Here is a 24,787-nt window from a genome sequence, read left to right as displayed (position 1 = left end):
TCATGACCAGCCGACGCCAATCAGTGTCCGCGCTCTCCGCCCTGCTCCTCGCCTTCTCCGCGGCGCCGGCCCTGGCCGCCGATGCGGCCCCGAACGGCGTCAGCCTGGAGCTCAACACGCTCGAGCCGCGCGGCCAGAACTGCGCCGTGAACATGGTGTTCGGCACCGGCACCGACGCCTACCAGTCGTTCAAGCTCGACCTCGTCTTCTTCGGCACCGACGGCGCCATCCGCAAGCGCCTGGCGGTCGACGCGGCGCCGCTGCGCGCCCGCAAGACCAGCGTCAAGGCCTTCGAGATCCAGGGCCTGGCCTGCGACGCGATCGGCTCGGTCCTGGTCAACGACGTGCTCGACTGCCGGACCGAGGCCGGCGCGGTGGCCGACTGCATCGACCGGGTCGAGACCAAGTCGCGCCTGCCCGTCGCCTTGATGCGTTGAGGAGCCCCTGATGTCGCACGATCTCTCGATCATCGCCCTGGTGCAGCAGGCGGACGTCATCGTCCAGAGCGTGCTGGCGCTGCTGGTGCTGGCCTCGATCGGCTGCTGGGGCATCATCCTCGACAAGCTGTTCACCATCGGCCGGCTGCGCCGCGCCGCCGCCGCGCTGCGCCGGCGCATGGACACCGAGCACGAGGTCGACCTGATCCCGGCGGATCCGGCGAAGCCGATCGTCGAGGCCGGCCTGACCCAGTGGCGGTCGATCGATCCGGAGGAGAGCCGGGCGGAGTACCGCGACCGGATCGAGCGGGCGATGCGCCGCGCCGCCGGAGAGGTGGTGCGCCGGCGCGAGCTGGGCCTGCCCTTCCTCGCCACCATCGGCTCGGCCGCGCCCTTCGTCGGGCTGTTCGGCACGGTCTGGGGCATCATGAACAGCTTCACCTCGATCGCGAGCTCCCAGGACACCAGCCTGGCGGTCGTCGCCCCCGGCATCGCCGAGGCGCTGTTCGCCACCGCGATCGGCCTGGTCGCCGCGATCCCGGCGGTAATGGCCTACAACAAGTTCTCGACCGATCTGCGCCGGATCAACCAGACTTTCGTCACCGCGATCGGCCTGATGGCCGAGCACCTGTCCGGCGCGCGGCGCGCCGGCGCCGCCCGGCGCGAGGCCGCCGAGTAATGGCCGGCGCCCTGCTCGATTCCGGCGACGGCGAGGACTACGCGCCGCTGTCGGAGATCAACGTGACGCCGCTGGTCGACGTCATGCTGGTGCTGCTGATCATCTTCATGGTGGCGGCGCCGCTGATGATGGTGGGCGTGCCGGTCGACCTGCCGAAGACCAGCGCCGCCAAGATCGGCCAGCCGCAGACGCCGGTGATCCTGACCGTCGACAAGGCCGGCACCTGGTCGCTCGGCGACGGCCAGGTGCTGACGCCGGAGACAGCGCCCGCGGCGCTGCAGGCGGCGCACCAGGCCAATCCGGACGCTGTGGTCTATGTCCGCGGCGACCGCGAAGTGCCCTACGGCAAGGTGATGGAGGCGATGGGCGTGGTCGGCCAGGCCGGCTTCGCCAAGGTGTCGCTGATCGCCCAGGGGGCGGCGCCCCAGCCGGCGCCCGCCGGCGCGCCCGCGCCCGCTGCCGGCGCCGCGCCGACCGCGCCATGACCGGTCCGCGCCTGTCGGGACGCGGCATCGCCTATGCCGCGTCCGCGCTGATTCACGCCGGGGTGGTGGTGGCGCTGCTGCCCAGCCTGACCGGATCGGCGGCGCCGACACCGGCCGAGACGCCGATGGCGGTCGAGATGGCCGGCTTCGGCACGCCGGCGGAGCCCGTGGATATGGCAGAGCCGATCGACACGGCGCAGGCCGTGCCGACCGAGACTGTGCAGGCGGAGCCGGTCGAGACGGCCGAAGACGTGCCGGTCGAGACCGTGGTCGAGGAACCGCCCCCGCCCGCCGAGGCTCCGGTCACCGAGACGGCGGAGACCGAGCCGCCGGAGGCGGTGCCGGAGGAGCCTCCGCCGGAGGTCGTGACCACCACCGGCCAGACCGAGGCGGTCGTCGCCGCCGTGCCGGAGACCGTTCAGGCGAAGGAGCCGGAGATGGTGCAGCCGCCGCCGACCAGGCCGAAGCTCCGCGCCGAGCGGCGGCCCCGCCGTGAGCAGCCGCGCCGGGCCGAGCAGCCGGAGGCTGCCCCCACGCAGCAGGCGGCGCTTCCGCAGAAGCCTGTGGTTCAGCCTCCGGCCGCGTCATCGGCCAGTTCGGCACAGGCGGCGAGCTATCAGAACAGGCTGGTGAGCTACATCCAGCAGCGGCTGAACCGGGCCAATATCAGGGTCCGGCAAGACACCACCATTACCGTCCGCTTCACGCTCCAGCCGGACGGCAGCCTCGAAAACCCGTCTCTGGTCGTATCGTCGGAGAGCGGCAACGTCGACGACAACGTGCTGCGGGTTCTTCGGCGGTTGTCGGCACCGGAGCCCCCTGAGGGTTTTCCGAGGCAGATTACGGCGCCCTTCCTGATCCAAGCGCGTTAGCCGCGCTCCCTCTGCGGCGGCGCCATGAAGTTGTGGCGGCCGTCGCAGAGGGGCTGGCGGCCGCTGCGCTTGCAGGTGCAGAAGAAGTAGGTCTTGGCCCGGGCCGCCACGAAGGCGACCGGGCCGATGCCGCAGCCCTGGTGCGACCCGTCGCAGAAGGGCTGGGCGGCGCTGCGGCCGCAGGCGCACCAGCGCACCGCCTGGCCCTCGGCCAGATCGACCGGGATCGGCGCGTCGCCGGCGCAGACCGGTTCGGCCGTCATGCCAGCTCCGGATAGTGCGCCAGCAGCCGCTCCGCCTCCGCCAGATCCTCCGGCGTGTTGCCGTTGAGAAAGGGGTCGACCGGGTCGCAGGCGAAGTCGACCACCGCGGTCGGGTGACGCGCGGTCCAGCGCTCGACCTTGCGGATCCCCTCCTCGACCAGCGCCCGCCGCAATTCGCTGCGCAGCGCCACCGGCCACAACGCCACCACCGGATGGGTCCGCCCGGCCGAGGCGGCGACCGCGATCTCCGCCCCCTGCTCCCGCCGCGCCACCGCCAGCCGCGCCACCAGGTCGCGCGGGATGAAGGGCGCGTCGCAGGGAAAGCTGGCCACCAGGCCGATCTCCGGCCGCGTCGCCGCCGCCCGGTCCAGCGCCGCCAGGATGCCGGCCAGCGGCCCCGGCGCGCCCGGCACGTCGTCCGGCACCATCGGCAGGCCCCAGCGCGCGAAGCGGGACGGGTCGCCGTTGGCGTTGAGGCACAGCGCCGCCACCTGCGGCGCCGCCCGGGCGATCACCCGGTCGAGCAGCGTCGTGCCGCCGAGCGGCCGCAGCGCCTTGTCGCCGCCCCCCATGCGCCGGGCCAGCCCCCCGGCCAGGATCACGCCGAGTACCGGCGGGGTCGTGCTCATGTCCCGAAGATCAAGGTGGCGGCCAGGGCCAGAACCACGAGCACGAAGACCAGGATCGGGCCGGCGCCGCTGGGCCGTTCGATGGTGCGAGTGACGGCGGGGCCGCCCGCCCGCTGCACCGTGATCGGGCTGTCGCGCATGCGCTGGACCACGCTGCCGGAGACCGGACTCACCACGGGTGGCGAATCTGTCCTCTCCCGTGACACCGGCGCCGCCCTGGCATCCGCCCGCCGTGCCACCGCCTGGCGCAGCGCCGAGGCGATCGCTGCCGTGGCATCGCCGACCGCGGCCGAGGCATCGGCGGTCGCCGAGGCCGGCCGGCGCGATCGGGACCGCATCAGGCCCAACCCGACCAGCGCCAGCACCGCGCCGATGCCGCCGGCGAGAAGCTGATCGCCCCAGATCGCCAGCGGATGATCCAGCACGGCCCGGTCCTGCTGGCCGGGGTCGATCAGCACGGCCACCCGTTCGCCGGGCTGCGGCGCCGCGGCCAGGCCGGTGTCGACGGCGGCATAGATGGCGCGCAGCGTGCCCAGGCGCACCACGGTCTGCGCCGAGGCCAGCGCCGGCGTCAGCCTGCCCCCGCCCCCGGGCGGCAGCACCAGCCCCTGGGCCTCGACCGCGCTCTCGCGCCACTGCTCTCTGTCCCAGGCGGCCTCGCCGGCGCCGAATACCCGGAACGCGCCGACCACCAGCAGCAGCACGCCCACCAGTCTCCGGATCATCGATCCCCGCTGTCATCTCATAGCGTGGAAAAGCATACGCGTTCGCCGCGGAACGGCCTATCGCGTTCCCGGGGGGAGCGTCCTATATTGTCGTATATGACGCTCCAGACGCCGACCCCCAGGATCGATCCGTCACCCGCCTCCGCGGCACCGCTGGTGGACCCGTTCGGCCGCGCCATCCGCTATCTGCGGGTCTCGGTGACCGACCGCTGCGATTTCCGCTGCGTCTACTGCATGGCGGAGGAGATGACCTTCCTGCCGAAGGCGGAGCTGCTGACGCTGGAGGAGCTGGACCGGCTGTGCAGCGCCTTCATCCGCTTCGGCGTCGGCAAGCTGCGCCTGACCGGCGGCGAGCCCCTGGTCCGGCGCGACGTGATGACGCTGATCCGCAACCTGTCGCGGCATCTCGGCACCGGCGCCCTGGAGGAGCTGACGCTGACCACCAACGGCAGCCAGCTCGCCCGCCACGCCGGGGATCTCGCCGCCTGCGGCGTCCGGCGGATCAATGTCAGCCTCGACACGCTCGATCCCGCCAAGTTCCTCGCCATCACCCGCTGGGGCAAGTTCGACAAGGTGATGGAGGGCATCGCCGCGGCCAAGGCCGCCGGCATCCGGGTCAAGATCAACGCCGTGGCACTGAAGGGCGTCAACGACGACGAGTTCGACACCCTGATCCGCTGGTGCGGCGAGAACGGCCACGACCTGACGCTGATCGAGGTGATGCCGATGGGCGACATCGGCGGCGAGACCCGGCTGGACCAGTATCTGCCGCTGTCGCAGGTGCGGGCCGACCTGGCCCGGCGCTGGACTCTGACCGAGACCGACTACCGCACCGGCGGGCCGGCGCGCTATGTCCGGGTGGAGGAGACGGGCGGGCGGCTCGGCTTCATCACCCCGCTCACCCACAATTTCTGCGAAAGCTGCAACCGGGTGCGGCTGACCTGCACCGGCACCCTCTATATGTGCCTCGGCCAGGAGGACGCGGCGGATCTGCGGACCCCGCTGCGCACCGACCCGACCGACGCGGCTCTGGAAGCCGCCGTCCGGGAGGCCATCCTGCGCAAGCCGAAGGGGCACGACTTCATCATCGACCGCCGCCACATGCAGCCCGCCGTGGCGCGGCACATGAGCGTGACCGGCGGCTGATCACAGCGTCAGCATCAGGATGGTCCCCGACAGCACGGTGCCGGTGGTGACCATGGCGAAGTGCAGGCCGCAGCGTGACAGCAGCACGGCGACCGTCACGAATGCTGCCGCCAAAGCCGGGATCATCATTGTCCTTCCTCCCTCATGGCTTCATCGTGGCAACTTTCTGGCATCGGCCGTGAAGCCAACGTGAACGGCTCATTCACGGAAGGGCTCGGCCGGTGGTAGACCGCATACTCTCATCGACGACGGTCCCCCGCTTATGACCCAGGTCACCCCCGACGCGGCCCCGCCCCGAATGGCGATCCTCGCCGCCGATACCGCCGAGGCCCTGGCGGCCCAGGCGCGGCTCGTCGCCCGCTGGGGCCAGCATTCGCCGGATTCGGCCGACGTGATCGTCGCGCTGGGGGGCGACGGCTTCCTGCTGGAGACGCTGCATCGCTGCGTCGAGCGGCGCCGGCCGATCTACGGCATGAACTGCGGTTCGGTCGGCTTCCTGCTGAACGATTTCCAGGAGGAGGATCTGCCGCGCCGGGTGGCGGCGGCGCGCACCGTGATCCTGCACCCGCTGCGGATGCGGGCGACCACGGTCGACGGCACGGTGCACGAGGCGCTGGGCATCAACGACGTCTCGGTGCTGCGCCAGACCCGCCAGGCGGCGAAGCTGCAGATCACCGTCGACGGCGTCGTGCGCATGCCGGAGCTGATCTGCGACGGTGCGATCGTGTCGACTCCGGCCGGCAGCACCGCCTACAACCTGTCGGCGCACGGCCCGATCATCCCGCTCGGCGCCGGCATCCTGGCGCTGACGCCGATCAGCGCCTTCCGCCCCCGGCGCTGGCGCGGCGCCCTGCTGCCCCATCGGGCGGCGATCGTCCTCGACATCCTGGAGGTGGCGAAGCGCCCGGTCAGCGCCGTCGCCGATTCATACGAGGTGCGCGACGTGGCGCGGGTCGAGATCGCCGAGGACCGGTCGGTATCGCTGCTCCTGCTGTTCGACCCCGGCAAGACGCTGGAAGAAAGGATCCTGAAGGAACAGTTCGAGCCCTGATCCGCCCTCGCCGCTCCGCACCGCTGCGATTCCGCCACAAAGTTCGGAGAATAATCCGCCCGGCCCTGTGGCCGTTATGGCACACTGTGGCCGCGCCAAGAGGAGCGGAATTCCATCATGCCGATCTCGCCCTTTGCGATCATCGTCCTGGCCATCCTGGCCCTGGCGATCCTCATCATCTTCATGGGCGTCAAATCGGTGCCGCAGGGCCGCGAATGGACGGTGGAGCGGTTCGGCCGCTACACCCGCACCCTGCGCCCCGGCCTGAATCTGATCATCCCCTTCGTCGACCAGATCGGCGCCAAGCTGTCGATGATGGAGACGGTGCTGGACGTGCCCCAGCAGGAGGTCATCACCAAGGACAACGCCATGGTGACGGTCGACGGGGTGATCTTCTACCAGGTGCTGGACGCGGCGAAGGCGGCCTATGAGGTCGGCAACCTCGAATCGGCGATCGTCAACCTGACCATGACCAACATCCGCACGGTCATGGGCTCGATGGATCTCGACGAGCTGCTGTCGAACCGCGACGCCATCAACGCCCGGCTGATGCAGGTGGTGGACGACGCCACCGAGCCCTGGGGCGTGAAGGTCACCCGCATCGAGATCCGCGACATCACCCCGCCGCGCGACCTGGTCGACAGCATGGCCCGGCAGATGAAGGCCGAGCGCGACCGCCGCGCCACCATCCTCGAGGCCGAAGGCACACGGCAGGCGCAGATCCTGCGCGCCGAGGGCCTGAAGCAGGCGGCGATCCTGGAGGCCGAGGGCCGGCGCGAGGCGGCGTTCCGCGACGCCGAGGCGCGCGAGCGCGCGGCCGAGGCCGAGGCGAAGGCCACCGCCATGGTCAGCGAGGCGATCGCCGCCGGCAGCGTGCAGGCGATCAACTACTTCGTCGCCACCCGATACGTCGATTCGCTGAAGGCGATCGCCAGCGCGCCGAACCAGAAGGTGCTGTTCATGCCGGTCGAGGCGTCGAACGTGATCGGCGCCATCGGCGGCATCGCCGAGATCGCGCGCGAGGCTTTCGGCCGTGACGGTGGCGCACCGCCGCCGGCGACGCCGCCCCGGCGGCCGCCGTCCGATCCGGCCGCGCCGGCGTCCGAGGGCGGGCCGTGGGGGCCGAAGGCATGATCGTCGAGGGCCCGGAATTCTGGTGGTGGTGGATCGGCGGCGTGGTGCTGCTGATCCTCGAGGTGATGGTGCCCGGCACCTTCTTCCTCTGGCTCGCCATCTCCGCCGGGGTGGTCGGGCTGCTGTCCTGGCTGATCCCGCTCGGCTGGGAAGCGCAGGTGCTGATCTTCGCCCTGCTCTCGGTCGTCGCCGTCGTCGTCTGGCGCGTCTATCTGAAGCCGCGGGCCGAGGTCAGCGACCAGCCGACGCTGAACCGCCGCGGCGAGCAGTATATCGGCCGGGTGGTGACGCTGACGGAGCCGATCGTCAACGGCGTCGGCCGGGTCCGCATTGCCGACAACACCTGGAGCGTCGAGGGCCCGGACCTGCCCGCCGGCACCCGCATCCGCATCGCCGGCGTCGTCGGCACGCGGTTCAGCGTGGAGCGGGCGGCGGAGTAGCCCTCATACGCCCCGGAGCGCCTCGTCGATCGCGGCGATGTGCGGCAGGCCGCCGGGGATCAGGTGGGTCAGGGCGTTGAAGGCGTGGACCATGCCAGGCGCCATGACATAGGTCACCGGCACCTTCGCCTCCTTCAACATCCGGGCGTAGACCCGCGCCTCGTCGCGCAGCGGGTCGCATTCCGCGGCGAGCACGAAGGTCTTCGGCAGCCGCGGCGGCACCGGATGCAGGATCGGCGAGGCCAGCGGGTGATCGGGCGCCTCGTCCGGCCCGAGATAGCATTGCCGGAACCATTCGAGGTCGGCGCGGTCCAGGCCGTAACCCTCGCCGTAGTCCAGCACCGAATGCTGGCTCAGGGTCAGGTCGAGCCAGGGGCACAGGAGGTAGGTCAGGGCGATGCGCGGCCCGTTCTCGGTTGCCGCCAGCCGGCTGATCGCGGCGGCGAGGCCGCCGCCCGCGCTGGTGCCGCCGACCATCAGCCGGCGCGGGTCGCCGCCGAAGGAGGCGGCGTGGTGCGCCGCCCAGAGCAGCGCGTCATAGGCGTCGTCGATCGCCGCCGGGAACGGGTGGTCGGGCCCGAGGCGGTAGCTCGCCGAGATCACCAGCGCCGGGGTGTTGGCCGCGATGCGCCGCGCCTCGTCCTCGCTCTCCTCGATGCCGCCCAGCACATAGCCGCCCCGGTGGAAATAGAGCGCCACCGGCAGCGGCCGCGTCCCCGCCCCCTTCGGCCGCAGGATGCGCACCCGGCGCGGCCCGGCGCGGCCCTCGATCTCGTAATCCTCGACGAGATCCATCTCCGGCAGCTTCGGCATCCCCGACAGCTTGAGCTCGCTGAACACCGCCTTCGCCCGGTCCGCCCCGATATCGGCCCAGGACTGGATGCTCGTCTTCTCCCGCCACCGTTCCACCGCCTCCAGATACGCCTCGCAGTCGGGATGCAGGATCATCAAGAACTCCGGATCGACGGAACGGCCCCTCAGGTGCCCGGCCGAAACGCTCAGCGCGCGACCATCGTTCCGATGACGGGCGCCCAGAGCACGTCGTCGATATGGTCCGCCCCGGTCGCGAGCATCACCAGGCGATCGAACCCTAGCGCGATCCCGCTGCAATCGGGAAGGCCGCCGCCGCGGTCCGGATCGAGCGCCGCCAGGAAGTCCTCGTCGATCGGGTAGCGCACGCCGTAGAGCTGCTGCTTCAGCTCCATGTCGGTCTCGAACCGGGCGCGCTGGGCCTCGGCATCGGTCAGTTCGCCGAAGGCGTTGGCGAGCTCGAGCCCGGCGGCGTAGAGCTCGAATCGCTCGGCGGTGCGCGGATCGGCCGGGTTCGGCCGCGACAGCGCCGCCATCGACACCGGGTATTCGGTCAGGACGCAGGGGCTGCCGAGGCCGAGATGGGGTTCGATCCGCTCGAGGAACACGCGGAAGAACAGGTCGTCCCAGCGGTCGCCGTCGCGCGCCGGGATGCCGATCGCCGTGGTCGCCGCGTTCAGCAGGGCGAGGTCCGGGGTCAGCGGGTCCGGTGCGGTCGCCAGCAGGTCGATGCCGGTGAACTCCAGGAATGCCTGCTGCACCGTCAGCACCCGCCATTCGGCGAAGGGGTCGCAGGCCTTGCCGCGCCACTCCAGCCGGTCCCGCCCCGCCGCCCGCGCCGCCGCCTGGAACAGGGCGCGGCAGTCGTCGATCAGCGTCCGGTACCCCTCCCCCGCCCGGTACCATTCGATCATGGTGAATTCCGGGTGGTGGGTGGCCGAGCGCTCGGCGTTGCGGAACACGTGGCTCATCTGGAAGATCCGCTCCAGCCCGGCCGCGAGCAGCTTCTTCATCGCGAATTCGGGGCTGGTGTGCAGGTAGAGCCGCTGCGCGTCGTCCGGATGCGGCCCGCGCAGCTCGGTCGCGAAGGCGACCAGATGCGGCTCCAGCCCCGGCGAGACCTGCAGCGCCGGCGTGTCGACCTCGAGGAAGCCGCGCTCGGCGAAGACCTGCCGGACGGCGGCCGTGATCCGCGCCCGCGCCTCCAGATAGGGCCGCTTGCGGGCATAGACGCCCTTCTGCCACCAGCGGCCGCGCAGCCCGCGGATGCCCGGTTCCGTCGCCATGGTTCGATCCGATCCTGTCATGCGGCTTCGATAGCAGGTCGCACGGCCCGGCGCAGCCGACTCGGCATTTGCCCTTCATCGGACTTGCTGCTAGGGTCCGCGCCCATCGCGCCACCCTGTCGTGCCGCCCCGGGCGCGCCAGCGGGGCGCGAAACGCATTTATCGCAGAAGATCCGCCATGAAGGTCAACGCCATCACGATCCGGCCGGGCAATGTCCTCGAATACGAGGGCAAGCTGATGCTGGTGACCAAGATCGAGATCATTCAGCCGGGCAAGGGCAACGCCGTCATCCAGGTCGAGATGCGCGACGCCCGCACCGGCACCAAGACTCAGCAGCGGTTCCGCACCCAGGAGACGGTCGAGCGCGCCCGCCTGGACGAGCACGAGATGCAGTTCCTGTACCAGGAAGGCGACCACTACACCTTCATGGACAATGAGAGCTTCGAGCAGACCCAGGTCCCGGCCGACGTCGTCGGCGAGCCGGCGCGCTTCCTGCAGGAAGGCATGGTCTGCACCGTGACCATGTATGAGGGCTCGCCGCTGTCGGTCGAGCTGCCGCAGACCGTGACCATGACGATCACCGAGGCCGACCCGGTGGTGAAGGGGCAGACCGCCTCCTCCTCCTACAAGCCGGCGGTGCTGGAGAACGGCGTCCGCGTGATGGTGCCGCCGCACATCTCCTCGGGCACCCGGATCGTCATCAACACGGCCGACGGCACCTATCTCGAGCGCGCGAAGGACTGATCCTCCCCGATGGCCGGACGTTCCCCCCTCATCACCGTCATGATCCGCGCGGCCCAACGGGCCGGGCGCGGCCTCGTCCGCGATTTCGGCGAGGTCGAGAACCTGCAGGTCAGCCGCAAGGGGCCCGCCGACTTCGTCTCCGCCGCCGACCTCAAGGCCGAGGAGATCCTGCGCGAGGAGCTGACGCGCGCCCGCCCGCGCTTCGGCTGGCTGATGGAAGAAGGCGGCGTGATCGAGGGCGAGGACAAGGACCGGCGCTGGATCGTCGACCCGCTCGACGGCACCACCAACTTCCTGCACGGCATCCCGCATTTCGCGATCTCGATCGCGCTGGAGCAGGAGGGCGTGCCGGTGGCCGGGGTGATCTTCAACCCGGTGACCGACGAGCTGTACTGGGCCGAAAAAGGGGCCGGCGCCTTCCTCAACGACCGGCGCCTGCGCGTCTCCAGCCGCAAGAATCTGTCCGACGCGCTGATCGGCACCGGCATGCCGTTCAAGGGCCGCGGCGACGCCGTCGCCTATCAGCGCGAGCTGGCGATGATCATGCCACATGTCTCCGGCATCCGCCGCATGGGGGCGGCGTCGCTGGACCTCGCCTATGTCGCCGCCGGCCGCTTCGACGGCTTCTGGGAGACGGCGCTGAGCCCCTGGGACATCGCCGCCGGCATCGTCCTGGTGCAGGAGGCCGGGGGCTTCGTCACCGACATCGACGGCAAGGGCCCGGCCCTGACCGCCGACACGGTGGTCGCCGGCAATGCGCTGATCCACAAGACGCTGGCCATGGCGATCACCAAGACCCGCGCCCCGCGCCCCCCGAAGGCCGCGGCCGCGTCCTGACCGCGAGCCGGAGCGCCGTCTCTCACGAAAGCAGGAGAGGCGGCGTAAGGGCGTAAGGCTGCATTCCTTTGATCGATCACCCTGCCCTCATGCTGCTTGGCGATTGTTTCGCCCTCCTCCCCTGAGCTATGGTCCGCCCCGTCGCATGCGGGTGTATGATCCATGGTCCGTAGCGTGGAGAGGTTCGGCTTGCCCCATCGTCAGCAGACCGGCCGGCGGGCATGGCCCCGTGCGGCGGTCCTGGTCCTTCCCGCCGCCCTGATGCTGGCGGCGGCGACCGCATCGGCGGAGAATCCGCTCGCCTCCGGCGAGCTGCCGCTCGACACCCGCCTCCTGACCCGCGGCGACGCCGCCCCGACGGCGCCGCTGCCGGTGCCGATGTCGGCCGGGCCGGTCAACGGCCCGATCCCGTTCGTCAAACCGACCTGGGCCGAGATCCCGTCGCTGCCCAGCCTGGTCGACGAGCCGCCGCCGGCCTTCGACGCGGACGTCGTCGTCAAGGGCGCCGGCTTCGCCGACCCGAACGTCAAGGTCAAGGCGATGCCCGGAATGGGCCCTCAGGACACGGTCGGCATCGTCGTCGGCGACGGTTTCCGCATCCGCTTCGCCCCCGGCGCCGAGGAGATCGGCACCGAGGCCGGCGACCTGCTGTCCGGTCTGGTCGAGCGGCTGGCCGCCGACGGCGGCAGCAAGATCGAGATCCGGGCCTATGCCGGGGCCAAGCCGGATCCGGCCGGCGCCCGCCGCATCTCTCTCAGCCGCGCGCTCAACATCCGGTCCTTCCTGATCGACCGCGGCATCGACAGCCAGCGCATCGCCCTGCGCGCCCTCGGCAACACCTCGCCCCCGGACCAGCCCGCGGACCGCGTCGATCTCCGCATTCAGTAGCAAGGCCCCTGATGTCGATCACCGCCCTGGCATCCCGCCCGTCCTCGATGCGCCCGGCGATGTCCAGCCCGCGGCGGTACCTGGTCCGGATGACGGCCTTCGTCATCATCGTCGCCATCGTCGCGGCGGTGCTGGCACCCGGCGTCGCCTCCGCCTTCATGGCCAATCCGGCACTGAACGGCGTGATCCTGGCTGCCACTCTGTTCGGCATCGTCTTCTGCTTCCGGGCTGTGCTCAACCTCGAGCCCGACATCCGCTGGATCGAGGCCCATCTGGCGCAGCGCGCCCAGGGCGGCCGGATGGCGCCGGTGCAGCCGCGGCTGCTGGCCCCGGTCGCCCGGGTGATCGCGGAGCAGCAGGGCGAGCCGAGCCTGTCCCCCCTCGCCACCCGTTCGCTGCTCGACGCCGTCGGCGCCCGCCTCAGCGAGAGCCGGGAGATCTCGCGCTACCTGATCGGGCTGCTGATCTTCCTCGGCCTGCTCGGCACCTTCTGGGGCCTCCTGGAGACCGTGCGCTCGGCCAGCGGCGTGATCGCCGGGCTGGACATGGAAGCGGCGGATCCCGGCGCCGCCTTCGCCACCCTGAAGCACGGGCTGGAGGCGCCGCTGATGGGCATGGGCACCGCCTTCAGCGCCTCGCTCTTCGGCCTCGCCGGCTCGCTGGCCTTGGGATTCCTCGAGCTGCAGGCGGGCCAGGCGCAAAACCGCTTCTACAACGAGCTGGAGGACTGGCTCTCGGCCTATACCCGCCTGTCCGGCGGGCCGCAGCAGGGCGGTTTCGAGATCGAGGTCGCCGACCGGGTCCCGCCCGCCTATGTCGAATCGGTGGTGGCGCAGACCGCGGAGAACCTGGATGCGCTGCGCCGCCTGACCGCACAGGCCGAGGAGGAGCGCCGCGGCCAGGGCGGCTCGCTCACCGCTGTCGCCAACCAGCTGGCGGCGATCGACGACCATCTCCAGGGCCAGCAGGCGCTGATGGCCAAGCTGGCCGAGGGCCAGGCCGCGACCGCGGCGGTGCTGGGCCGCCTCGCCACCACGCTCGAATCCGACCGCTTCGGCATCGACGAGCCGACCCGGCAGCACATCCGCAGCCTGGACACCACGGTCCGCCGGATGATCGAGGAGATGTCGACCGGCCGGATCCAGCTGTCCGGCGAGATCCGCAGCGAGATCAAGCTGTTGGCCCGCACCATCGCCGCCCTGGCGGAAGGGTCCGAGGGGCGCTGAGCGGATGCCGATGCGCAGCCGCTTTTCCTCCAGCGAACGGCGCCAGGTCGATGTCTGGCCCGGCTGGGTGGACGCGCTGTCCTCGCTGCTGATGGTCGTCATCTTCCTGCTGATGGTGTTCCTGGCCTCGCAGTTCTACCTGTCGACCGTGGTCAGCGGCCGCGACGAGACCGTCGGCCGGCTGAACCGCCAGGTGAACGAGCTGACCGACCGGCTGGCGCTGGAGCAGGAGAGTGGGCGCGACCTCAGGGCCCGGGTCGACCGGCTGTCCGCCGACCTTGAGGGCAGCGCCCGCGAGCGCACCGATCTCGGCAACCGCCTGACCGCCGTGCAGCAGGACCGCGACGCGATCGACCGGCAGCTGCGCTCCGCCCTGGCCCAGATCGAGACCCTGACCGGCAGCACCGCCGACCGCGACGCGCAGCTGAAGGAAGCCGCGCGGGTGATCCAGGACAACCAGGCGACGATCGAACGGCAGCGGCGCGAGCTGGCGCAGCTGCAGTCCGACCTGGCGACGCTGCGCACCGGCACGCAGGACCGCGACCTGACCGTCGGCAATCTCTCGACCGCGCTCGACGCCGCCCGCAAGGAAGCCTCGGGTCTCGGCCAGGAGCTGGACCGCACCCGGGCGGAACGGGACCAGGCCCGGCAGGACGCCGATGCCGGTCAGGCGCGCGTCCAGGCGCTGGAGGCTCAGGCCGCCGCCTCGCAGAAGGACGTGCAGGACCTGACCGCCCGGGTCGAGCAGCTCAACGCCCGCATCGCCGAGCTCAGCGGCACGCTCGACCGCGCCACGGCGGCGCTGGCGACCGAGAAGTCGACCAGCGAGAGCGAGCGCAGCCGCGGCCGGCAGCTGGCGGAGGAAGCGGCGGCGCTGCGCCAGCAGCTGGCGCAGATCGAGTCCACCCTGCGCGACTCGGAGAAGACGGTCAGCGACAAGGACGTCGAGATCGCCAACCTGACCTCGCGGCTGAACCAGGCGCTGGTGCGTCGGGTCGACGAGCTCAACCGCTCGCGCTCGGTCTTCTTCGGCCGGCTGCGCGACGTGCTCGGCGACCGGCCGGATGTCCGCGTCGTCGGCGACCGCTTCGTCTTCCAGTCGGAGGTGCTGTTCCCGGTGGGATCGGCCGAGCTGCAGCCGGGCGGCCAGGAGCAGCTGGCCGCCTTCGCCGCGACGCTGAAGCGAATCGCCGCCCAGTTCCCGCCGGATGTCGACTGGCTGCTGCGCATCGACGGCCACACCGACCGGCAGCCGATCACCGGCGGCCCGTTCGCGAGCAATTGGCAGCTCTCGACCGCCCGGGCGCTGTCGGTTCTGAACTTCCTGGCGAGCCAGGGCATCCCGCCGCAGCGCATGGCCGCTGCGGGATTCGGCGAGTGGCAGCCGCTCGACGCCGGCAACACGCCCGACGCCTATCGCCGCAACCGCCGCATCGAGCTGCGCCTCGACCAGCGCGGCGACAGCGGACCCGAGGTCACCCCCACCGCCCAGTGAGCGGGCGGAAAAGCGTTGCGTCAGGTTTCGCGCGCCCGTAATCATCCCGGACCCCGGGGCCGCGGTCCCGGCAGGACATGAAGGGTGCAGAATGAAGAAGTTCCTGACCGGCGTCGCGGCGGCCGCCGTCGTGCTCGGATCCGTGCAGGCGGCGCAGGCCGCTTCGGTGCCCATCTGGATCGGGATCGGCTCGGCCGCGATCCTCGCCGCCGGCATCCTCGGCGAGAATTCGGAGATCGGCGACATCCGCGTCGGCAACGGCCCCACCGGTGCGCCGATGTCGCTGACGGTCGGTGCGGGTTACTACAACATCCTCAACGACAAGGGCGACAAGGACCACGAGGACCGCGACAAAGGCGGCGCCGGCATCGGCCGGGTGGAGCTGCGCTTCAACCAGGAATTCCTGCGCATCCGGCCCTTCATCGGCGTCGAAGGCACCACCGATTCGGCCGCCTACATCTACGGCGGCGGCATGTTCGACGTGCGCTTCGGCGAGCACTTCATCCTGTCGCCGAACGCCGCGGTCGGCGCCTATTTCGACGGCGATGGCCGCAAGATGGGCTCGACCCTCGAATTCCGCACCGGCATCGAAGCGGCGTGGGAGTTCGACAACAAGATGCGCCTGGGCGCCGCCTTCCACCACATCTCCAACGCCGGCATCGGCGATGTGAACCCGGGCGTCGAGACCTTGACGCTGAACCTCTCGATCCCGCTGAACTGAGGCCGACAGGCTCGGGACAAGGTAGCCACGCACCTCGACCATGCGGCGAACGAGCAGCCCTCTCCCCCGCAGGGCAGGAGAGCGGACGTCTGAGACGATGGTGTCGTCGTCGGGTTCGCGGCGGCGCTGAGCTGCCGTCAGCTTCTGGGCCGGGCTTCGGTGGCCGCGCCGCAGCGGGAGGGGCCGCCGCCTCCCAGGCCGGCGACGAATTGCCGGGAGGGTAGCGGCGCCGCCGCCGAGACGGCTGAGTGGCGAAGAGCCTGGTCCACCGTCACCGTCGGCCGGCGTGCCGGCCGCCGAGATCGCCGATGCTCATCGCCAGGATGCGGCTGATCTCGGTGAGGTCCCGCCCCGATTCCGCCGACCAGCGGTTGAACGCCTGTTGCATCGTCCTGAAATCGCCCTTGCCGCCCGGGGCCTTGGTCAGGACGCCTTCGCGGATCAGGGCGGCCACGACATCGTTCGTCGGGATGAAGGCCGGCTTGCCGATCGCGCGCAGGAAGCGCATGCCGGTGTCGCCGCCCAGACGGCTGCCGCGCTTCTTCAGGACCTCCAGCAGCCCGACATAGTCGGCGTCGGGCCAGTCCGCGAGGAACCGGGCGGCGCTGCCGTGCTCGGCAGCCAGGTCGAGCAGGAAACGGGCGTTGGCGACGACCGACTGGATCTTCGCCCCGTGCCGCACGATACGGCCGTCCTTCAGCAGCGCGTCGAAGCGCTCCTCCGACAGCGCGGCGCAGCGGGCGGGATCGAAGCCGTCGAACGCCGCCTCGAAGCCGTCCCATTTGGCGGAGATCACCTTGGAGGAGAAGCCGGCGTTGAAGACGCGGCGGGTCATCTCCGAGAGGATCCGGTCGTCCGGCGTCTGGGCGATCTCGGCCGGGGTGCGGGACCTGGTCTCGGCCAGCGCGCGCTCGAGCACGTCCATGCCGCCCCGGCGCTCCGCCGCCAGCGCGACAATCGTCGCGAAATCGCCCATGCCCCGCCTCCCCTCGGCTCCGTGCCGGCGGACAGGACGTCCTGTCCGCCGGCGTCGATCCAGAGGAAAGCGGGGCCGGCCCGTTCCGTCAACGAGTCAGCGGCTTGTACTTGATCCGGTGCGGCTGGTCCGCCTCGGTACCCAGGCGGCGGTGGCGGTCCTTCTCGTAATCCTCGTAGTTGCCCTCGAACCACACCACCTGGCTGTCGCCCTCGAAGGCCAGCATGTGGGTGGCCAGGCGGTCGAGGAAGAAGCGGTCGTGGCTGATCACGATGGCGCAGCCGGGGAAGGCCAGCAGCGCCTCTTCCAGCGCCCGCAGCGTCTCGACATCGAGGTCGTTGGTCGGTTCGTCGAGCAGGATGACGTTGGCGCCCGACTTCAGCATCTTCGCCAAGTGGACGCGGTTGCGCTCGCCGCCCGAGAGCTGGCCGACCTTCTTCTGCTGGTCGCCACCCTTGAAGTTGAAGGCGCCGACATAGGCGCGGCTGGGCATCTTGCGCTTGCCGAGGTCGATCTCGTCCAGCCCGCCGGAGATCTCCTCCCACACCGTCTTGTTCGGCGACAGGTCGTCGCGGCTCTGGTCGACATAGCCGAGCTTGACCGTCTCGCCGATCTTGAGGATGCCGCCGTCCGGCTGCTCCTGCCCGGTGATCATCTTGAACAGAGTCGACTTGCCGGCGCCGTTCGGCCCGATCACGCCGACGATGCCGCCGCGCGGCAGGCGGAAGCTGAGATCGTCGATCAGTAGCCGGTCGCCGAAGCCCTTCGACAGGTTCTGCGCCTCGATCACGTTGTCGCCCAGCCGCTCCGGCGTCGGGATCAGGATCTGGGCCTGGCCCGGGGCCTGCTCGCGGCTCTGCGCCAGCAGCTCCTCATAGGCGTGGATGCGCGCCTTCTGCTTGGCCTGACGGCCGCGGGCGCCCTGCCGGATCCACTCCAGCTCGCTGGCCAGGGTCTTCTGCCGGCTCGACTCCTCCTTGGCCTCCTGGGCCAGACGCTTCTCCTTGGCGTCGAGATAGGCCGAGTAGTTGCCCTCGTAGGGGATGCCGCGGCCGCGGTCGAGCTCGAGGATCCAGCCGGTGACGTTGTCGAGGAAGTAGCGGTCGTGGGTGACCATCACCACGGTGCCGGCATAGTCCTCCAGATGCCGCTCCAGCCAGGCCACGGATTCGGCGTCGAGATGGTTGGTCGGCTCGTCCAGCAGCAGCAGGTCGGGTTTGGACAGGAGCAGCTTGGCCAAGGCCACGCGGCGCTTCTCGCCACCCGACAGATTGGTCACCGGGCTGTCGCCGGGCGGGCAGCGCAGCGCGTCCATGGCGATTTCGACGGTGCGGTCGAGGTCCCAGGCATCGGCGGCGTCGATCTTCTCCTGCAGCTCGGCCTGCTCGGCGATCAGCGCGTCGAAATCGGCATCGGGCTCGCCCATCGCCTCGCTGACCGCGTTGAAGCGGTCGACCATCGCCTTGATCGGCGCCAGCCCTTCCATGACGTTCTCGGCCACGGTCTTGGCCGGGTCGAGCTGCGGCTCCTGCGGCAGATAGCCGACGGTGGCGCCCTGCGCCACCCAGGCCTCGCCGGTGAACTCCTTGTCGATGCCGGCCATAATCTTCATCAAGGTCGACTTGCCGGAGCCGTTCGGACCGAGCACGCCGATCTTCGCGCCGGGCAGGAAGGACAGCCAGATCTTCTCCAGCACGACCTTGCCGCCCGGATAGGCCTTGGTCATGTCCTTCATCACGAAGACGTACTGGTAGGAGGCCATCGAAGCCGCTCCGCGTATACCGGTCTGGGGAGGCCCGGGTTTTAGCCCATGGGGGCGCCGAAGACCAGGGTTGCTTCGGCCATGGGCGCACCTCTCCCGCTGCGGGACCGGCTCGAAGTTCCCAACACCGTCATTGCGAGCGTAGCGAAGCAATCCAGGGGCCGCTCGCATTGGCCCCTGGATTGCTTCGTCGGCTCCGCCTCCTCGAAATGACGGTGTGGGATGGACGTTCTGAATAGGGTTCCGCCACACGGGAAAGGCAACGCATACCCGTGGCCTGCTATGAACGGCGCATGACTCGTTCTCGCAAGACATCCGCCGCCGAGGCCGACGCGATCGTGGTCGGCGGCGGCCCGGCCGGGCTGCTGGCCGCGCTGCTGCTGGCGCAGGGCGGCGTCGAAACAGTGCTGGTCGCCCCGCGGGCGCCGGAGGACCACCGCACCACCGGGCTGCTGGCCGGATCGGTGCGGATCCTGGAGCGGGCCGGGGTCTGGCCGGCGCTGCGGCCGGTGGCGGCGCCGATGCGGGCGATCCGGCTGATCGACGACCGCGACCGCCGCATCCGGGCGCCGGAGGTGGTGTTCCGCGCCGCCGAGATCGGGCTGGAGGCCTTCGGCTTCAACATCGCCAACCGCGACCTGGTCGCCGCCCTGGCCGAGGCCGTCGCCGCGGCGCCGAATCTGCGCCGGGTGGCCGATGCGGCCGCGGAGATCCGCATCGGTGCCGGCGGCGCGACGGTCCGGCCCCGCGCCGGCGAGACGCTGCGCGGCCGGCTGGTGGTCGGCGCCGACGGCCGCAATTCCCCCGTCCGCGCGGCCGCCGGCATCGGCGTGCGGCGCTGGGGCTACGACCAGGCGGCGCTGGTGACCACGCTGCGCCACGCCCGCGGCCATGACGACACCTCGACCGAGATCCACACCACCGCCGGCCCCTTCACCCTGGTGCCGCTGGGCGAGCGGCGGTCGAGCCTGGTCTGGGTGACGCGCCCGGCCGAGGCCGAGGCGCTGGCGGCGCTCGACGATAATGCCCTGGCTCAGGCCATCGGCCGGCGGGCCGAGCCGATCCTCGGCGCGGTGACGGTGGACGGACCGCGCCAGGTCTTCCCGCTGTCCGGCCTGGCCGCGCGGCGGCTGGCGGTGCCACGGGTGGCGCTGGTCGGCGAGGCCGCCCATGCGCTGCCGCCGATCGGCGCCCAGGGCCTCAATCTCGGCTTCCGCGACGCCGCCGCGATCGCCGACGTCGCGGCCGCGGCCGTTCGCGCCGGCCAGGACCCGGGCGCCGCGGCGGCGATGGCGCGCTATGAGACCAAGCGGCGCAGCGACGTCGCCAGCCGCAGCGCCGGGGTCGATCTGCTGAACCGCTCGCTGCTGACCGACGCCGCCCCTGCCCTCGCCCTGCGCGCCCTGGCGCTGCAGGCGGTGAAGCGGATATCGCCGCTGCGCCGCCTGCTGATGCGGGAGGGCATCGCCCCGGGCGGCGTTTGAACGTTTCAGGACCGCCAAGCGTCTTCGCGTTGCCTCTCCCGCTTGGCGGGAGCTTTTCAAAGCTTTCCACCCCACACCCCTCATTGCGAGGAGGCGAAGCCGACGAAGCAATCCAGGGGCCGGCGCGCGTTGCCCTGGATTGCTTCGCTGCGCTCGCGATGACGGTGTCGGGAATTGCGAGAAGACCTCGCCTGACAGGAGGGGCAACGCTGGTATGCCGTATCATGCGGCTCCAACGTCCAGTGGCGGCCGGCGGCGGGCGCTGCTACCGTTCCGTGACGGGCCCTGGAGGCCCGCGATGCTTCACAACCGACGACGCCCGATGCCCGCCAAGAAGAACCCGCTCGGCCTCAATCCGCTGCAGCTCAAGACCCTGACCGTGCTGCAGCAGATGGCGCAGACGCCCCGCTTCGCGACGCCGCAGGAGGACGGCGCGGTGCTGGTCTCCAACTTCCCGCCGCCGCATGGCGACCATTACCATGTCGGCGACGCGGTGGTGATGGGCCGGGACATGACCGGGCTGCACAACATCGCGGTGTTCGCGGCGCTGGAGCGCAAGGGGCTGATCCGCTCCGGCTTCCCCGGCGCTGCGCTGATCACCGCCGACGGGCTGGCCTACGACACCGGGCTCGCAGGCACGATCCTGCACCGCGCCGACCACTGACCGGCCGGTCCGCGATGGCGCCCCGCTTCACCATCCTGACGCCCGACGCGCAATATGCCGACGACGCCGTGATCGAGCGGCAGGTCGGCGGCGCCGATATCGAGTTCGTGATCCGGCGCGAGCGCGAGCGCCGCAAGATCCCGGACGAGGTCTATGCCAGCTGCGACGCGCTGCTGACCTGGCACGAGCTGCGCATCGACCAGTCGGTGATCGACAAGCTGGCCCGCTGCCGCCTCATCGTCCGCGCCGGAGTCGGTTTCGATCATATCGACCTGGCCGCGGCCGGCGCCGCCGGCATCCCGGTGGCGAACACGCCCGATTACGGCACCAGCGAGGTGGCCGACCATGCGGTCGGGCTGATGCTGGCGCTGCTGCGCGGCATCCCGGCCTATGACCAGGCGCTGCAGACCGACCCGGCCGGCAACTACACGTTGGCGGCCGGTCGCCTGACCCGGCGCATCCGCGGCGGCCGCCTCGGCATCGTGGGGCTGGGCCGGATCGGCACCGCCACCGCGATGCGGGCCAGGGCCTTCGGGCTGCAGATCCTGGCTTACGACCCCTACATCCCGCGCGGCCAGGAGATCGCGCTGGGCATCACCCGGGTCGAGACCCTCTCCGATCTCCTTTCCGCCTCGGACATCGTGTCGATCCACGCGCCGCTGACGCCGGAGACCAGCCGGCTGTTCGGCGACGCCGCCTTCTCGGTGATGCGGCCGAACGCGGTGCTGATCAACACCGCCCGGGGCGCCATCGTCGACCTGGAGGCGCTGCACCGCGCGCTGCAGTCAGGGCGGATCGCCGGCGCCGCGCTGGACGTGCTGCCGGAGGAGCCGCCACCCGAGCCGCTGCCGGCGCTGCTGGCGGCCTATCGCGACCAGCCGGACTGGCTGCGCGGCCGGCTGATCCTGACCCCGCATGCGGCTTGGTCGAGCCCGGAGAGCCAGGCCGACGCCCGCCGCCTGTCGGCCGAGACCGCGGTCGCCTATCTGCGCAGCGGCGCCCTGCGCAACTGCGTCAACGAAGCGTTCCTGGATCGGAAGAAGCTGCGCCGGTGATTCCGATGGCCGCGGACCGACTCTACGACGACCCGGATCTGGCCAGCTTCTACGACGTCGACAACGGCTGGTCCTCGGACCGGGAGTATTGCCGGTCGTTGGCGGAGGGCTGCGCCTCCGTCCTCGATCTCGGCTGCGGCACCGGCTGGCTGGCGGCGGAGCTGGCGGGCGAGCCGGGACGCACGGTGTTCGGCGTGGACCCGGCGGAGGCCATGCTGGACATCGCCCGCGGCCGCCCGGGCGGCGACCGGGTGACCTGGGTCCGGGGCGACGGCCGCAGCGTCCGGCTGGGGTGGCGCTTCGACCTCATCGTGCTGACCGGCCATGCCTTCCAGGTGTTCCTGACGCCGGAGGACCAGCTGGCGGCGCTGCGGACCATCGCGGCGCATCTGGCGCCGGACGGCCGTTTCATCTTCGACAGCCGCAACCCGGCGCTGGAGGAGTGGCGGGAATGGACGCCCGCGGAGTCGGGCCGCCGGATCGAGCATCCCCGCTTCGGCGCCGTGGATGCCTGGAACGATGTCGAGCACGACCCGGCCACCGGCATCGTGACCTACGGCACCTTCTACCGGATCATCGCCGATGGTCGCGTCCTGTCCTCGCGCTCGCGCATCGCCTTCCCGCCACGCGACCAGCTCGAGCGGCTGATCGCCGAGGCCGGGCTGGCGGTCGATGCCTGGCTGGGCGACTGGACGACCGGCGCCCCCTGGACGCCGTCGTCGCGCGACTTCATCCCGCTGGGGCGATTGGGCTGAGAACGCGAAAAGCCGGCCTCCCATGCGGGGGCCGGCTCGCGGACCGGAATCGGCAGGCGCCCGGGCGAGCGCCACGCGATCAGGACTTCTTCAGGCCGAACGCCTCGAAGCGCTTGTTGAACTTCGCCACCTGGCCGCCGCGGTCGACCAGCTTCTGCACGCCGGTCCAGGCCGGGTGCGACTTCGGGTCGATGTCGAGACGGAGGGTGTCGCCCGCCTTGCCATAGGTGCTGCGAGTCTTGAACTCGGTCCCGTCGGTCATGACGACGGTGATCTCGTGGTAGTCAGGATGAATATCGGTCTTCATGGCCGGGGGCTCCGCACAAACGAGCGGGCCGTATAACGAAAGCGGCGGCGAAATGCAAGGTCGCCGCCGCGCATGGCCCGTATCAGGTGGTCTCGTCCAGCACCGTGCCCAGCTTCGCCAGCAGTGCCTCGGCCTCGCCCGGGCCGTAGGGCTCGGCGGCGCCGGCGCCCCAGACCGGGCCGGGCCAGGCGGGGTCGCCCGCCCGCCGCGCCAGGACATGGACGTGGAGCTGCGGCACGACATTGCCGAGCGCGCCGATGTTGATCTTCATCGCCGGGAACACCGCGGCCAGGGCGCAGGCCGCCAGCATCGTCTCCTGATGCAGCGCCGCCTGGTCCTCCGGCGCCAGCGTGTGCCATTCGACCGCCTTCGCCCGGCGCGGCACCAGCAGCAGCCAGGGGAAGCGGCGGTCGTTCATCAGCCGCACCTGCGACAGCGTCCAGTCGCGCCATTCCAGGGTCGAGGCCGCGATCCGCGGATCCAGCGCGAAGCCAGCCTCCTTCGCCCCGGTCATGACGGCAGCCCCGTGCGGCGGCGCAGCTCCGGGTCGCGGATGCTGAGCTCCTTGCCGACCAGATCCTGCGCCTCGGGGCCGCACAGCCAGGCGATGACGCGGGCCGGATGCTCCGGCGGCGCATGCGCCTCGCGCGGCATCCGGCTGACCGGGTTGATGCCGGAGGCGCGGATCTCGCCCTGCATCTCGGTGTCGACGGTGCCCGGGCGGAAGCCGAAGGCGCGGATGCCCTGGCCGCCATATTCCAGATGCAGCGACCGGGTCAGCATCGCCAGCCCGGCCTTGCCGGCGCAGTAGGCGCTCCAGCCCTCATAGACGTTCTCGGCGGCGCCGGAGCTGACATTGATCACCGTACCGCCGCCGCGCGCCACCATCCCGGGCAGCGCCGCCCGCAGCACGGCATAGGCGCCGAGCAGGTTGACCGTGACGTTGCGCGCCCAGCCGTCGGGGTCGCAGTCGAGAAGCCGGCCGATCGGTCCGACCATGCCGGCATTGTTGACCAGGATGGTCGGTGCGCCCAGCGCCTCCGCCGCCTGCCGCACCATCGTGCCGGCCCAGGCGACGTCGCCGATGTCGCCGGCGATGGCGACGGCCCGGCCGCCGGCGTCGCGCAGCTCACGGGCGATGCCGTCGATCGCCTCGGCCGAGCGGGCGGTCAGCGCCACCGCCGCACCCCGCGCCGCCAGCGCCCGCGCCGCGGCGGCGCCGATGCCGCGGCTGGCCCCGGTGACCAGGGCCACCTCCCCGTCCAGGCAAGGCAAGGCGTCAGGTTCGGTCATGGTCATGCATCCCCTTCTCGCGTCTCGTGCAGTCTACCCCAGCCGCTCATCCCCGCCACGCCCGGCCCTCGCGGATGCGAAAGGACAGCACTCGCCGCACCCGCTCCTCCACCGTGGTGTCGCCCTCGATGCGCAGCACCGGGCAGGGCAGCCGCGCCAGCCAGGCTTCGTGCGCCTCGCGGTTGCGGCCGACCCGGGTGCCGACATCGTAGGCCTCGGCCCAGTCGAGGAAGGCGTGGTGGATCGCATGCATCTTCCCGCCGGGGGCCAGCGCCGCGGCGCCGTAGCGCTCGACCTCGCGCGCCCGCAGCCGCGCCATCCGCAGCGCCGGCGGAATGGCGAGGAAGACCACCAGATCGAATCGCGGGATCAGCGGGTCGCCCCAGCTGATCAGCGAGCCGGTCAGCACCCAGCGATCGGCCTGGGCGAACGCCTGCTCCAACAGTGCCAGCCGCTCGGGGATCGGCCGCTTCTCGCGGAAGGGCGGATCGGTCGGCAGCCAGTAGAAGTCGTCCGTGTCCAGGTGCAGCGCGCCGGTCGCAGCCGCCAGCGCCCGGCCCAGCGTCGTGGTGCCGGAGCCGGATGCGCCGGTGATGTGGATGCGCCTGGGCGCCATGATCGC

Annotated in this window: 30 protein-coding genes; 18 read left to right on the top strand and 12 right to left on the bottom strand. The window is 71.2% G+C overall.

Annotated elements, in window-relative coordinates; translation table 11 throughout:
• The first annotated feature begins 2 nt into the window (after positions 1-2).
• The 4 genes from G537_RS0134955 to G537_RS0134940 are packed head-to-tail and all read left to right on the top strand — an operon-like array spanning position 3 to position 2,473.
• Positions 3-437, top strand: coding sequence for a hypothetical protein (locus G537_RS0134955; RefSeq protein ID WP_026873992.1), 435 nt, complete (start codon positions 3-5; stop codon positions 435-437).
• Positions 438-447: 10 nt separating this feature from the next.
• Entirely contained in the window at positions 448-1,116 is a 669-nt protein-coding gene (locus G537_RS0134950) for a MotA/TolQ/ExbB proton channel family protein (protein ID WP_034854030.1), read from the top strand.
• Positions 1,116-1,601 carry an ExbD/TolR family protein gene (locus G537_RS0134945; RefSeq protein ID WP_026873990.1) on the top strand — a complete coding sequence of 162 codons (486 nt, stop codon included), beginning with the start codon at positions 1,116-1,118 and terminating at the stop codon, positions 1,599-1,601. The genes G537_RS0134950 and G537_RS0134945 overlap by 1 nt, the downstream gene beginning before the upstream one ends.
• Positions 1,598-2,473 (top strand): energy transducer TonB family protein, encoded by an 876-nt coding sequence (locus G537_RS0134940; protein ID WP_026873989.1) that lies wholly within the window; start codon positions 1,598-1,600, stop codon positions 2,471-2,473. The genes G537_RS0134945 and G537_RS0134940 overlap by 4 nt, the downstream gene beginning before the upstream one ends.
• Here G537_RS0134940 and G537_RS0134935 read toward each other — a convergent pair.
• The 3 genes from G537_RS0134935 to G537_RS0134925 are packed head-to-tail and all read right to left on the bottom strand — an operon-like array spanning position 2,470 to position 4,090.
• Positions 2,470-2,736 (bottom strand): CDGSH iron-sulfur domain-containing protein, encoded by a 267-nt coding sequence (locus tag G537_RS0134935; protein WP_026873988.1) that lies wholly within the window; start codon positions 2,734-2,736, stop codon positions 2,470-2,472. The two genes, G537_RS0134940 and G537_RS0134935, sit on opposite strands and share 4 nt — an antisense overlap.
• On the bottom strand, positions 2,733-3,365 hold the full coding sequence (mobA, locus tag G537_RS0134930; protein ID WP_026873987.1) for a molybdenum cofactor guanylyltransferase MobA: 633 nt from the start codon (positions 3,363-3,365) through the stop codon (positions 2,733-2,735). Before mobA ends, G537_RS0134935 begins: the two co-directional genes overlap by 4 nt.
• The gene (locus G537_RS0134925) at positions 3,362-4,090 is read right to left on the bottom strand and encodes a hypothetical protein (protein WP_155888922.1); all 729 of its coding nucleotides are present in this window, start codon (positions 4,088-4,090) and stop codon (positions 3,362-3,364) included. The genes mobA and G537_RS0134925 overlap by 4 nt, the downstream gene beginning before the upstream one ends.
• 96 nt (positions 4,091-4,186) lie before the next feature.
• On the opposite strand from G537_RS0134925, the gene moaA reads away from it, so the two are divergent.
• Positions 4,187-5,236, top strand: coding sequence for a GTP 3',8-cyclase MoaA (gene moaA, locus G537_RS0134920; protein ID WP_051249504.1), 1,050 nt, complete (start codon positions 4,187-4,189; stop codon positions 5,234-5,236).
• Here moaA and G537_RS45530 read toward each other — a convergent pair whose 3' ends face one another.
• On the bottom strand, positions 5,237-5,365 hold the full coding sequence (locus tag G537_RS45530; RefSeq protein ID WP_281171524.1) for a hypothetical protein: 129 nt from the start codon (positions 5,363-5,365) through the stop codon (positions 5,237-5,239).
• A 133-nt stretch (positions 5,366-5,498) separates the two neighbouring features.
• Here G537_RS45530 and G537_RS0134910 point away from each other — a divergent pair, with 133 nt between their 5' ends.
• The 3 genes from G537_RS0134910 to G537_RS0134900 all read left to right on the top strand — a co-directional run bounded on the left by G537_RS0134910 (position 5,499) and on the right by G537_RS0134900 (position 7,861).
• Positions 5,499-6,287, top strand: a complete 789-nt coding sequence (locus G537_RS0134910; RefSeq protein ID WP_211230618.1) for an NAD kinase — start codon at positions 5,499-5,501, stop codon at positions 6,285-6,287.
• Between the two features lie 117 nt (positions 6,288-6,404).
• The gene (locus G537_RS41615) at positions 6,405-7,421 is read left to right on the top strand and encodes an SPFH domain-containing protein (RefSeq protein ID WP_051249503.1); all 1,017 of its coding nucleotides are present in this window, start codon (positions 6,405-6,407) and stop codon (positions 7,419-7,421) included.
• Positions 7,418-7,861, top strand: a complete 444-nt coding sequence (locus G537_RS0134900; RefSeq protein ID WP_026873983.1) for an NfeD family protein — start codon at positions 7,418-7,420, stop codon at positions 7,859-7,861. Before G537_RS41615 ends, G537_RS0134900 begins: the two co-directional genes overlap by 4 nt.
• Before the next feature lie 3 nt (positions 7,862-7,864).
• Here G537_RS0134900 and G537_RS41610 read toward each other — a convergent pair whose 3' ends face one another.
• Positions 7,865-8,809, bottom strand: a complete 945-nt coding sequence (locus tag G537_RS41610; RefSeq protein WP_051249502.1) for an alpha/beta hydrolase — start codon at positions 8,807-8,809, stop codon at positions 7,865-7,867.
• Between the two features lie 50 nt (positions 8,810-8,859).
• On the bottom strand, positions 8,860-9,957 hold the full coding sequence (epmA, locus tag G537_RS0134890) for an EF-P lysine aminoacylase EpmA (protein ID WP_051249501.1): 1,098 nt from the start codon (positions 9,955-9,957) through the stop codon (positions 8,860-8,862).
• A 178-nt stretch (positions 9,958-10,135) separates the two neighbouring features.
• Between epmA and efp the strand changes: the two genes are divergently transcribed.
• The 6 genes from efp to G537_RS0134860 all read left to right on the top strand — a co-directional run bounded on the left by efp (position 10,136) and on the right by G537_RS0134860 (position 15,869).
• The gene (efp, locus tag G537_RS0134885) at positions 10,136-10,702 is read left to right on the top strand and encodes an elongation factor P (protein ID WP_026873981.1); all 567 of its coding nucleotides are present in this window, start codon (positions 10,136-10,138) and stop codon (positions 10,700-10,702) included.
• Positions 10,703-10,711: 9 nt separating this feature from the next.
• On the top strand, positions 10,712-11,539 hold the full coding sequence (locus G537_RS0134880) for an inositol monophosphatase family protein (protein ID WP_026873980.1): 828 nt from the start codon (positions 10,712-10,714) through the stop codon (positions 11,537-11,539).
• Positions 11,540-11,728: 189 nt separating this feature from the next.
• Complete coding sequence (locus G537_RS0134875; RefSeq protein WP_026873979.1) at positions 11,729-12,427, top strand: OmpA family protein; 699 nt, start codon at positions 11,729-11,731, stop codon at positions 12,425-12,427.
• An 11-nt stretch (positions 12,428-12,438) separates the two neighbouring features.
• Positions 12,439-13,653 (top strand): hypothetical protein, encoded by a 1,215-nt coding sequence (locus G537_RS0134870; RefSeq protein WP_026873978.1) that lies wholly within the window; start codon positions 12,439-12,441, stop codon positions 13,651-13,653.
• A gap of 10 nt (positions 13,654-13,663) precedes the next feature.
• Entirely contained in the window at positions 13,664-15,148 is a 1,485-nt protein-coding gene (locus tag G537_RS41605; RefSeq protein ID WP_064742267.1) for a peptidoglycan -binding protein, read from the top strand.
• Positions 15,149-15,239: 91 nt separating this feature from the next.
• A complete protein-coding gene (locus G537_RS0134860; RefSeq protein ID WP_026873977.1) occupies positions 15,240-15,869 on the top strand; it encodes an acyloxyacyl hydrolase in 630 nt (209 codons plus the stop codon).
• A gap of 271 nt (positions 15,870-16,140) precedes the next feature.
• Here the strand turns inward: G537_RS0134860 and G537_RS0134855 are convergent, their stop codons facing one another.
• Positions 16,141-16,845: a DNA-3-methyladenine glycosylase I gene (locus G537_RS0134855; protein ID WP_026873976.1), complete on the bottom strand. Its 705-nt coding sequence runs from the start codon at positions 16,843-16,845 to the stop codon at positions 16,141-16,143.
• A gap of 88 nt (positions 16,846-16,933) precedes the next feature.
• Entirely contained in the window at positions 16,934-18,607 is a 1,674-nt protein-coding gene (ettA, locus tag G537_RS0134850) for an energy-dependent translational throttle protein EttA (protein ID WP_026873975.1), read from the bottom strand.
• Between the two features lie 293 nt (positions 18,608-18,900).
• On the opposite strand from ettA, the gene G537_RS0134845 reads away from it, so the two are divergent.
• From G537_RS0134845 to G537_RS0134830, 4 genes are all read left to right on the top strand, one after another.
• Entirely contained in the window at positions 18,901-20,091 is a 1,191-nt protein-coding gene (locus tag G537_RS0134845) for a UbiH/UbiF family hydroxylase (RefSeq protein ID WP_051249499.1), read from the top strand.
• A gap of 322 nt (positions 20,092-20,413) precedes the next feature.
• On the top strand, positions 20,414-20,755 hold the full coding sequence (locus G537_RS0134840) for a hypothetical protein (protein ID WP_026873973.1): 342 nt from the start codon (positions 20,414-20,416) through the stop codon (positions 20,753-20,755).
• A 14-nt stretch (positions 20,756-20,769) separates the two neighbouring features.
• Positions 20,770-21,810, top strand: coding sequence for a C-terminal binding protein (locus G537_RS41600; RefSeq protein WP_034854027.1), 1,041 nt, complete (start codon positions 20,770-20,772; stop codon positions 21,808-21,810).
• A 5-nt stretch (positions 21,811-21,815) separates the two neighbouring features.
• The gene (locus tag G537_RS0134830; protein WP_026873972.1) at positions 21,816-22,565 is read left to right on the top strand and encodes a class I SAM-dependent methyltransferase; all 750 of its coding nucleotides are present in this window, start codon (positions 21,816-21,818) and stop codon (positions 22,563-22,565) included.
• Between the two features lie 79 nt (positions 22,566-22,644).
• Here G537_RS0134830 and rpmE read toward each other — a convergent pair whose 3' ends face one another.
• The 4 genes from rpmE to G537_RS0134810 all read right to left on the bottom strand — a co-directional run bounded on the left by rpmE (position 22,645) and on the right by G537_RS0134810 (position 24,781).
• Complete coding sequence (gene rpmE, locus G537_RS0134825; RefSeq protein WP_026873971.1) at positions 22,645-22,872, bottom strand: 50S ribosomal protein L31; 228 nt, start codon at positions 22,870-22,872, stop codon at positions 22,645-22,647.
• An 82-nt stretch (positions 22,873-22,954) separates the two neighbouring features.
• A complete protein-coding gene (locus tag G537_RS0134820; RefSeq protein WP_026873970.1) occupies positions 22,955-23,386 on the bottom strand; it encodes an HIT domain-containing protein in 432 nt (143 codons plus the stop codon).
• Positions 23,383-24,165, bottom strand: a complete 783-nt coding sequence (locus G537_RS0134815) for an SDR family NAD(P)-dependent oxidoreductase (protein ID WP_034854069.1) — start codon at positions 24,163-24,165, stop codon at positions 23,383-23,385. Before G537_RS0134815 ends, G537_RS0134820 begins: the two co-directional genes overlap by 4 nt.
• Positions 24,166-24,211: 46 nt before the next feature.
• Positions 24,212-24,781: an ATP-binding protein gene (locus G537_RS0134810; RefSeq protein WP_026873968.1), complete on the bottom strand. Its 570-nt coding sequence runs from the start codon at positions 24,779-24,781 to the stop codon at positions 24,212-24,214.
• Between the last annotated feature and the right edge of the window lie 6 nt (positions 24,782-24,787).

The sequence above is a fragment of the Inquilinus limosus DSM 16000 genome, assembly GCF_000423185.1.
GTDB lineage: Bacteria > Pseudomonadota > Alphaproteobacteria > DSM-16000 > Inquilinaceae > Inquilinus > Inquilinus limosus.
This window is presented reverse-complemented; position numbering and strand designations above follow the sequence as displayed.